This is a genomic window from Accumulibacter sp., from assembly GCF_029255145.1.
In the GTDB taxonomy this organism is placed as follows: domain Bacteria; phylum Pseudomonadota; class Gammaproteobacteria; order Burkholderiales; family Rhodocyclaceae; genus Accumulibacter.
Window position 1 is genome coordinate 19,186 of the sequence record NZ_JAPUVQ010000075.1, and the last position, 10,020, is coordinate 29,205.

Sequence of the window (10,020 nt, forward strand, 5' to 3'; positions counted from 1 at the left end):
CCTTGCGCCTCGGCTTCCCCGTGTGCGCGCTCGCCCATGCCTCTCTGCTGCCTGTTCTCCCTCTTGTTCGAGCGCGGCGTCGCGACGCCGCGAGCAAGTCTCTTGCGCCCGCCAGAGCGCTTGCGCGTCAAGGGCTTCGGCACGCTGCTTGCGGGCCGGAACAAGTTGCGCAGGCATTGACCCGGAGGACCAACGACATTCGCCACTGATCCCGACAGTTCGCCAGTCAGACCGCGCCAGGCGCGTTTCTCGGCACGCTGATTGCTGCGTCCGCCGCGCTTGAACCTGCAACCACAACCTCAGGGCCGCTTCATGAGCACACTACTGATTCTGACGATCGCGACCGTAGCCATCGTTCTCTTTTTCGACTATACCAACGGTTTTCACGACGCCGCCAACATCGTGGCGACGATCATCGCTTCGCGGGCGATGACGCCGGTCCAGGCAGTGATCATCGTCGGTACCTTCGAGTTTCTCGGCCCATTGCTTGGTGGTACGGCGGTCGCCAATACCATTGGCAAGTTCGTCACTCTGAACGATGTGGCGCCGGTGCTGTCCCTGGCGATCCTGATCAGCGGGCTGGTCGGCGCCATCGTCTGGAACCTGGCAACCTGGTACTTCGGCATCCCGTCGTCGTCGTCGCACGCGCTGGTCGGCGGACTGATCGGAGCGGTCATCGTTTCTGCCGGGCCGGACAACGTCGTCTGGGGTTTTTCGCAACTCATGCACGGCCAGATGACCGGCATCATGAAGGTTCTGGCGGCGTTGATCCTTTCGCCATTGATCGGTTTCTGGGTCGGTTTCCTGATCCTCAGGCTGATGAATATCGTCCTGTTCGCTGCCAAGCCATCGGCCAACACCGGCCTTCGGCACGCGCAGTTCGTCACCGCCGCCGGGCTCGCCTTCTCGCACGGTGCCAACGACGCGCAAAAGAGCATGGGGATGCTGACGCTGGCGCTGCTGCTGGGTGGCTTCATCGACAAGTTTGAAGTTCCGTTCTGGGTGATGCTGGCCTGCGCGGTGGCAATTACCCTGGGCATCCTTTCGGGCGGCTGGCGGATCGTGCGGACGCTGGGCTTCTCGATCTACCGTGTTCGCCCGATCCATGCGCTGAGCTCGCAGCTGACCTCGGCACTGGTGATCATGACCGCTTCGGCGATCGGCGCACCGGTATCGACGACGCACGTCGTTGGCACGTCGATCATGGGTATCGGCTCTTCGGAGCGCCCGCGAGCGGTGCGCTGGAAGAAGGCCAAGGACATTGCCATCACCTGGGTAATTACCATCCCTGGTTCGGCTCTGGTGGCGATTCAGACCTTCGCTCTCGTCAATCTCTTTCTTGGAAAGGCTTAATCATGTCGGACGTAAACCTTGCAGCACCCTCTCTCATGCGCCGGATCCTGCATCGGGTGTTTCCCAGAGTCCCAGATTTCTTTGCGCTGCTCGCCGAACAAAGTGCGCATGTGGATCACAGCGCCGGCCTGCTGGTCGAGTACATGGGTGCCGATAGCGCGCAGGCAACCAAGAAGATTGTCGAGGCCGAGTACGAGGGCGATCGGCAGAAGGTTCGCAACCTGACCTTGCTCAACGAAGCCTTCTCGACGCCGATCGACCGTGAAGACCTGCACCGGGCGATCATCAATCTCGACGAAATCATCAACAGCTGCAAGTCGATCGTCGTCGAAATGGATACCGAGATTCTTGCCTTGAAGCCGGACAAGGCTTGCCTGGAAATGGCGGTGTACCTCAAGGCCGGTGTGGAAGCGGTGGCGGCGGGCTATGGCCGTCTCGGGAGCGATCCGAAACTGGGTCGCGCCGATGCCGAAAAGGCCGACAAAGCGGTACGCCAGCTGACCCGGACGCACCGGCGCGCCCTGGCCGAGTTGTTTCAGGACAACGACTTCCACAACATCTTCAGGCGCAAGGAGATCTACATGCAGTTGAGTCGGGCCGGCGACCGCCTGAACATCTGCAACAGCACGCTGCTGGACATCGTCGTCAAGCTCTGCTGAACGCCGCCTGTGGCGATGCCCCGGGGATGGTGCCCGCATAGGTCTTCCCCGGGGTCTTGCTGCGAGTATCCGCGAGGCAGCGCGCAGAGCTCGGGCCGGGCTGCCGCGTTGCAGGTCGCCCGGGGTGACCGCGAGTGCCGGCTCGGACGGCCTGTCGACCCGTGGCCGACGCCTTGCCACCTGACGACGACGGCCGACGGCGCTTGCTCCGTTCCGTGGCGGGTGTAACGTTCTCTCCTGGCGGGTGCGTCCCCGGCAAATTCGCAAGTGGCTGTTGCATATGAGAAATGTTCCTATGAGTCGGGCAGGTGCAGGTGCCACTTGTTCATTTTGTTGCACCCGCAGCATTTCTCGCGGCGTCTTCTGATGGCGCGTTTCGCGCTTGATTTTTCACGGTGTTTGGCACTCCGTTGCTACTGGCACATCTCTTGCTGTACCTGAGAAGCGAGGGATCCTGGCGCTTGCCTCGACAAGAGGCAGTTCTGCGCAGGATTCCTTGGTGGGGCTGAAGAGTCAGTCCAATTCTCAGGAGCTTGTCAGATGGAAATCGAAACCGAACTCAATCTTTCGCTAACGCCCGGAGTGGCCAGTCGCCTGGCCAAGCATCCGCTGCTGACCGAGGCCACAGCCCTTCGCGAACGCGTCATTAACATCTACTACGACACGCCGGATCGGCGCCTGCAGCGTGAGCACGTCGTTGTGCAGTATCGCAAGAGTGGCTCGATCTGGCTGTCGTCAGTCAGCAGGGCGGCCTTGAGCGAAGACCAGGACGCGGAAGGTGCGCAGTGGGAGGTCGCCGGCGAGCCGGGCGAATTCGACTTCGCGCACGTCGGCGACAGCGGCTTGCGGCGGTGGCTGGAATCCTTGCGCGAGGACTTGCGACCGGCGTTCACCACCAACTTCACACGCAGTGCCTGGCTGCTTGAGCCACGCGCGGGTGTACGCATCGAACTCGCTCTCGACCGCGGCTGGATCGTCGGCGAGGGTCGCCGGCAGGCGATTTGTGAAGTCGGACTCGAACTCCTTTCGGGATCTTCCGGCGATCTGTTTTCCGCTGCCAGCGAGTTGCAGAGTGACTTCTCGCTCCATCCTGAAGTGACCAGCAAGTTCCAGCGCGGCTACCGGGTTCTGGCCGAGGACTCGCCGCAGGCGGTCAAGGCGGTGGCGGTCCAGACCAACGCCGGCATGAGCACCGTCGCCGCTTTCCGGACCATCGCGCTGGCCTGTCTGCGGCACCTGCAAAGCAACGAGCAAGGCCTGCGCGAGAGTGACAATCCAGAGTTCGTCCATCAGGCCCGCGTCGCCATTCGCCGTCTGCGTTCGGCGATCCGGATCTGGCGTCCGCTACTCTCCGGGGAGTTCGTGAGCCGCTTCGATCCGCTGTGGCAGACACTCGCCGGGCATCTGGGCGAAGCGCGCAACTGGGATGTCTTTCTGACCGAGACCTTGCCGACCATCGCCCTGGCCTTTCCTGAAGGCAGCGCGTGCGGCCGCCTGTCGGCTTACGCCCAAAGGCGCTGCGCGATCAATCGTGAGGGAGCGCGCAGCGCCCTCCAGTCCGTCGCCTACTCGCGCTTGCTGCTCGACTTCACTGCTGCCTTGCTGGCGCTTCCGGAGCAGGACGCGGGACGGCTGGATGCTTTTGCACCCGCATGTCTCGACAAGCGGGCGAGACAGGTCAGCCAGTTGGCGGTCGACGCGCTCGCCGGCGACGCGGCGGCACGTCATCGTCTGCGGGTTTCGTACAAGCGATTGCGCTACGCACTGGAATTCTTCGCTCCGCTGTTTCCGGGTGAACTGCTCCGCAACTACCACGTCTCGGCCAGCGGCCTGCAGGAGTTGCTCGGCCGGCTGAACGACCTGGCGGTTGCTGTGCAACTGAGCGACGAAGCGCTCCCCGGCGACGCCGGTGCGGTAATCCGGAGTTGGCTCGAGGCACAGAGCGAAGGCTTGCTGCCGGAGCTTCGCGGTTGGCTGAACGACTTCTACCAGCACCCTGTGCCGTGGCGGAATCAATGAAATCGACGATCGGGGATTCGCTTCAGGTGAAGGCCGTGAGTTGTCCTGCGATCTCGAGAGCCACACAAGGCGCTGCGCCATCCGGAGTCGGCGCTGAAGTGCCCGATTTTTTCTCGCTGATCGATCGGCAGGCCGCTATCGTGGTGAGTCTCGCCAGGACCACGCGGGCGATCTTGCAGGGGAAGGAATCAGTCCATTCGGTTCGCTTGCTCGACCTGGAGCAGCGCCGGCAGGAACTGCGGCGACGCAATCAGGCGGCGCTCAACTCGCCAGCCGCGCTGACCGCCGATGTGGGCGAAATAAACTGGACCATGGAGGCTCTTGATCGCGTGGCGGCTGGCCTGTTCCGGACCGCCCGGGGAGTCGATCAGGGTGGGTCGGGGCCGGACGAAACCAGTTGCCTGATGATCGAGGCCATCGAGACAGCGACCGAGAGTCTGCGGCACGGCTACAGTCGCCTGGCGAACGGGTCGCCGGTTGCGGAGTGCGATGCGGATGCCGCGATGGCGAGTGAGCAGGTGTTGGGAGGCGAGCGGTGGTTGCGTTTTCCGGAGGCGGCCGAGCTGGAACCGGCCGCTCTATCGCAGCCGGATGGTGAACTGTTCGCCGAGGCTGCCGGACATCCGGCCGGTCGTCGCGTTGGCAGGCTCGACGAGTTGCACGCCAAGCTGGCCGCCATCACGCTGGAAGTTGTCAAAGCCGGTGCGATACTCAGGAACTGGTCACGGCAGCTGGCAGCGGGCTGGCACGATAGAAGGTCGTGTGGCGGCGGCCAACAGGCGCGGCCGGTCTGGCCGTTGATGGGCAGTTGACTGTCAGCCATTCGTGGCGTCAGCGGTTGCCGACAGGAGACAGTGCGCCCGGCGCAAGGTCCTTACAGCATCGAGGAGAGGTAAGCATCATGGATACGCAGTTCCACTCGGCACCGGCTTTGGCCAGCCGGAGGTCGCTTGAAAACGATCTGGACCGCTTGCTGGACGCGGCGGCAGAAGCGACCGCAGTCTTCAGGGCAGCCGTTGAGGCCTACCTGACGGCGGGTTCCGAGAGTGCCTGCTGGTCGCTGGCCCAGAGGATCAGCACGCAGATGTGCACGGTAGACGAGTTGCAGCAGAGGTTCGCGACGGGAACGCGTGACGCGACGTTTGAGAGCGGCACGCGTCCCGGGATGATCGAACCATTGAACGCCGTGACCGGACTGCTCAGGGAGATGCGGCGCCAGATCACCGCTTTTGCCGTCGAATCGGGTTTCTCCGGTGACACTCGTGAAATTCCCTCGTACCTCGTCACCGACCTGCAGGAACTGAGCGAGACGGTCTGCGCGGCGGTCGACGAGCTGATCGAGGGTTGTCGCCCGTGCATGCTGCTATGGGGCCAGCCAATGTGCGTTGGCGGCGATCTCGGCGTCAGCTGGTACGAAAGCCAGGCAGATCGGCTCTCGATGCAACTGATCAAACAGATCTTGGCCGATGAGGCGCTGGAGCTGAAGGTTAGGCTTCATCTGGCGCAAGTGGTCGAGGAAGTCGACCGCGTTGCGGACTACGCGGAGCGCGTGGACACGGATCTGCGGGCAGGCCGGATGGCTGGCCTGGCAACTCGCGCCAGCCGAGATTCGCACTGATTGCCGATCGTGTGGTTTTCCTGGGCTGCTCCGGAAAGGGCTCGCGGCCCCGGCGCAGGGTCGCTTCGCGCGACTTGCCCGAGGGCCCGGAGTCGCGTGGCGAACATCGGCCTGCGTGTGTAACGGTGCACGCTGTGCTTGCCAAGGCACCCCACCTAGCCTAGTCTGAGCAATTGGGCTAAGTGTTGTTGGCTCTGCGGCAGACAAGCGTTTGCCGCAGAGCCAATCTTTTCGAAAGAATGGAGGCATGTGGCCGTGGAAATGACATTCAAGTTTAAGAATGACAAGCTGGCCGGTGATTTCTGGGGCGGTCTTGCGGCCATGCTGGTTGCCCTGCCGTCGGCGATCGCCTTTGGGGTCACGATCTACGCCTCGATCGGCCCGGCCTATGCCGGTCTGGGGGCGCTGGCCGGCATTCTCGGTGCGACTGCGCTCGGACTCGTGGCGCCGGCCCTGGGCGGAACCAATCGCCTGATCACCGCGCCGTGCGGGCCGGCTGCGGCGGTTTGTTCGGCCTTTGCCATTGGCCTGGTGCAGCAGCAGGTTGAACCGGTATTCATTGTCTTGATGCTGACTGCCCTTGGTCTGCTCTCCGGACTGATTCAACTGCTCCTCGGTTTCATGGGTGTCGGCAGCCTGATCAAGTACATACCGTATCCAGTGGTCAGCGGTTATCTCTCCGGCGTCGGCCTGATCATCATCGGCAGTCAGATTCCGAAGTTTCTGGGGGTTTTCGGCGGCCACTCATTGTGGCGGGCGCTGATCTCGCCGGAACTCTGGCAGTGGGAGGGCGCGGTCATCGGCGCGGTGACGATGGCGGTGATGGTCGGCGCACCGTACGTCACGCGCGTCGTTCCGGCGGCCATTCTCGGCTTGCTGGCCGGGGTGCTGACGTATTTCGCGCTGGCCTATTCGGTCGATGAGACGATGTTGGTGGTCGAGGGGAACAAGCTGATCATCGGTCCGCTTGGCGGAACGGCGTCAAGCATGCTGGAGGCGATCACCGGCCGTTGGCGGGAAATCGGTGACCTCAAGCTCAGCCAGATCGGCAGCCTGTTCGGACCAGCAATCACCCTTGCGGTGCTGTTGTCGATCGACACGCTGAAGACGGCGGTGGTCCTCGACGCCTTGACCCGGAGTCGCCACGATTCCAACCGCGAGCTCGTCGCCCAGGGTCTCGGCAACGTCGCTTCGGCGTGTGTCGGCGGCATGCCTGGAGCCGGGCAGATGGGGGCGACGATGGTCAATCTGGCCAGCGGCGGGCAGACCCGTGCGTCGGGGATCTTTGAAGGCGTGCTGTCGCTGATCGCGTTCCTTGTCCTGGGAGCGTTCATTGCCTGGATCCCGGTGGCGGCATTGGCCGGCATCCTGATCGTCGTCGGTTTCCGGATGATCGACCGGCACAGCCTCCATCTGCTGGCGTCGCCGTGGACCGTGCTGGATTTCGTGGTGATCGTGGTGGTGGTGGGCGTGGCGGTGGGTTACAGCCTGATCGCCGCGTCGGGTGTCGGGATCGCGCTGGCGATGCTGCTGTTCATCCGGGAGCAATTGGGCAGCACGATCATCCGTAGCAAGCTCGATGGCAGCCAGCGGTTTTCGAAACGGGTACGCCTGGGGCAGGAAATGGAACTGCTGGTGAAAAATGGCGACCAGACGGCGATCCTCGAACTGCAGGGGAGCTTGTTCTTCGGTACCAAGGACCAGTTGTATTCCGCACTGGAGCCGGAGTTGGCCAAGCGCACCTACATTCTGCTCGACATGCGGCGCGTGCAGTCGGTCGACGTCACGGCGGTGCATTTGCTGAGCCAGATCAGGGACTCGCTGATCGAACGTAACGCCTTTCTGATCTTCAGCAACTTGGCCCGGACGCTCCCCAATGGCAGGAATATTGCCGAGCTCTTCGATCAGATGGAACTGACGACCATGACCGAACATGTCAAGGTCTTTCCGAACATCGATGACGCGGTCGAGTGGATTGAAGACGAGATCCTGGGCGAACACCTCAAGGAGGCGCTCGACCTGCCGCCGCTCGAGGTGTACGAGCTCGACATCTTCAAGAATCACAAGGAAGATACCCTGATTACGCTGATGGAATGCCTTGAACGGCGCTCGGTGCCGGCGGGCACGAAGCTCTTCTCGCTTGGCGACGTCGCCGATGAACTGTACCTGATCCGCAAGGGCGCAGTCCGGATCACTCTGCCGGTCGAGGGAGCAGCCGATGGACATCACACTTTGACCTATGGGCGCGGCGACTTCTTCGGTGGTATTGCCTTCATTGCCGGGACGAGCCGCTTCAATGACGGCACGGCCGTGGGCGACACGGAACTCTTCGTCCTGCGGCGAGAGCAGTTCGAAAGGCTAAAGGAGGAGCACAAGCGGCTGGCCTTCCAACTCCTCGAAGCGGTCGCCAAGGTGCTGGCTTTGAGGTTGCGTTACTCCGACAAGGAGCTGATGGCCATGCAGGATTAGGTCGACAGGGGTCGACATCAAGTCAAAGAGCATGGACCATGGACGACGAGATGTTTGACTGGGCACGCGGCTTCTTCCGGCTGCCGGCTCAGTTGGCGTGGTTGCGACTTGTGGCCTCGGGCAGAGAGCGTCGCCTGTAGACCGTTCCTGCCATAGTTCCCGGCCTGTTTCGCCGTTGTGGGGGAAATTGGTCTATTATTCCCGGCACCAAGGTGGCCGCGAGCGGCCCCAACTCGAGGGAGAACAACAATCATGTTCCAGCACATCTTGCTGCCGACGGATGGAAGCCAGCTGTCGAGAGAAACCGCCGAGCGAGCGGTGGCGTTTGCCAAGGCGGGCAATGTCAAGATCACGGCCTTGTACGCCAAGGCGATTGGTCAGCCATCGGAAGATTACACGGACCTGGTGCATCCGGCCGCAGTCGACCGCCTGCTTTCTCGTGCCGAAGGGAAATCGAAGGAGTATCTCGGTTTCATCAAGAAACTCTGCAAGGACGCCGGGGTCGAGTGCACCGCTCTCGCGGTGGTCAGCGATACCCCGTGGGAGGCGATCATCAAAGCCGCAGAGGACAACAACTGCGACCTGATCTTCATGGCCAAGCACAGCCGCGGGGGTCCGTCCTCGCTGCTGGTCGGCAGTGAAACGTACCGGGTCTTGACGCACTCAAGTATTCCCGTCCTCGTTTTTCGTGCCCCCGGGTTGGCAGCGAGTGAACGCAAGGCGAAAGAAAAGGCCAGGGAAAAGGATAAGAAGAAGGCCTGAGCGACAAGTCGGTCGGGATAGGTGACTCATTCCGCCGGCCCCCGGACACGGCGCGCTACGCCGTGTTCGCGGCGCAAGTTGGCTACTCGTGGCCGTACAGTCGTACAATCCCGTCACTACGTCTTGCCAGGAGCCGCCAAGCGCCCCCGGCCTTACAGACAGCGTATCACCTCGCTTGGGGTCTGGCAGCAAGTGGATTGCTGTCAGAACATTTGACAAGGAGATTTTCGATGCTGCGTCAAACTGTCCTGGCTTTGGCCCTTGCCGTTCTCGGATCTGCCGGCGTCGCGGCGGCAGGGCCATCCGGGACTCCCGCCGAAGCCAAAGCGATGCTCGAAAAGGTGGTCGTTGCCCTGAAGGCCGACAAGGCCAGGGCGCTCGTAATGTTTACCAAGGGTGAAGGCGGTTTCATGGATCGCGACCTGTACCCGTATTGCGGCGGTCCGGACGGCTACTTCACCGCGCATCCGACGCTCCTCGGCACCAACCTCAAAGAGCTCAAGGACAAGGCTGGCAAGCCGCTGGGCGCAGATCTCTACGCCGTGGCCGAGGAGGGAACGATTTCCGAGGTGGTGTATATGTGGCCGCGCCCCGGGCAGACGGATCCTGTGGTCAAGGTTGCCTACGTCACCAGGATCGGCGACCAGGTGTGTGCGGTCGGCTATTACAAGTAGTGGTTCCGTGGACGAAGTTGCGCGGGGACCCGATGCGCGACTGATCGGAATGGCACGACCAGACGCAAGGCGGCGGGATTTCTCGCCGGCGGACAGCGCCGGCCGTGGTGAGCGCTCCGGTCGCCGCCGAACCCCTGGTAGTGGGACGGCTGGCAAGTAGCGAATTGCGAGCGGCGCGGGATGGCGGTGGTCCTTCGTCGATGAAGGACAAGCACGACAAGTGCTTCCATTTTGCTACCGGTGAGCCCTTGTTGCAAGCCAGCGCTGCGCCTCACATGCGTTCGCTTGCCAGCGGCGATCGCTCCGCCAAGCGTTCAGGAGTTATCGCCTGCGCACTCCCCGGTTCCGCGATTCAATCTGAATAGATAGCGGGAATGCCCCGCCAAGCCTTGATCTTGGATAGAGTGAGGTTACTGAGACAGTCACCTATTTGGAGAGCAAGGGAGGCGGGGCGATGGGGACTCTG

At 62.5% G+C, this 10,020-nt stretch carries 8 protein-coding genes; all 8 read left to right on the plus strand.

Annotated elements, in window-relative coordinates:
* Positions 1-312 precede the first annotated feature (312 nt).
* The 8 genes from Q1L50_RS07690 to Q1L50_RS07725 all read left to right on the plus strand — a co-directional run bounded on the left by Q1L50_RS07690 (position 313) and on the right by Q1L50_RS07725 (position 9,554).
* Complete coding sequence (locus Q1L50_RS07690) at positions 313-1,353, plus strand: inorganic phosphate transporter (protein ID WP_300337267.1); 1,041 nt, start codon at positions 313-315, stop codon at positions 1,351-1,353.
* A gap of 35 nt (positions 1,354-1,388) precedes the next feature.
* Positions 1,389-2,012, plus strand: coding sequence for a DUF47 family protein (locus tag Q1L50_RS07695; RefSeq protein WP_300337269.1), 624 nt, complete (start codon positions 1,389-1,391; stop codon positions 2,010-2,012).
* 540 nt (positions 2,013-2,552) lie between these two features.
* Positions 2,553-4,031: a CHAD domain-containing protein gene (locus tag Q1L50_RS07700; protein WP_300337271.1), complete on the plus strand. Its 1,479-nt coding sequence runs from the start codon at positions 2,553-2,555 to the stop codon at positions 4,029-4,031.
* Between the two features lie 98 nt (positions 4,032-4,129).
* Complete coding sequence (locus Q1L50_RS07705; RefSeq protein ID WP_300337273.1) at positions 4,130-4,843, plus strand: hypothetical protein; 714 nt, start codon at positions 4,130-4,132, stop codon at positions 4,841-4,843.
* An 89-nt stretch (positions 4,844-4,932) separates the two neighbouring features.
* Positions 4,933-5,649 (plus strand): hypothetical protein, encoded by a 717-nt coding sequence (locus Q1L50_RS07710; RefSeq protein ID WP_300337275.1) that lies wholly within the window; start codon positions 4,933-4,935, stop codon positions 5,647-5,649.
* Between the two features lie 261 nt (positions 5,650-5,910).
* Positions 5,911-8,118, plus strand: coding sequence for a SulP family inorganic anion transporter (locus Q1L50_RS07715; RefSeq protein WP_300337277.1), 2,208 nt, complete (start codon positions 5,911-5,913; stop codon positions 8,116-8,118).
* Between the two features lie 252 nt (positions 8,119-8,370).
* Positions 8,371-8,880: a universal stress protein gene (locus tag Q1L50_RS07720; RefSeq protein WP_300337278.1), complete on the plus strand. Its 510-nt coding sequence runs from the start codon at positions 8,371-8,373 to the stop codon at positions 8,878-8,880.
* 230 nt (positions 8,881-9,110) lie between these two features.
* Positions 9,111-9,554: a cache domain-containing protein gene (locus Q1L50_RS07725; RefSeq protein ID WP_300337280.1), complete on the plus strand. Its 444-nt coding sequence runs from the start codon at positions 9,111-9,113 to the stop codon at positions 9,552-9,554.
* Positions 9,555-10,020: the final 466 nt, after the last annotated feature.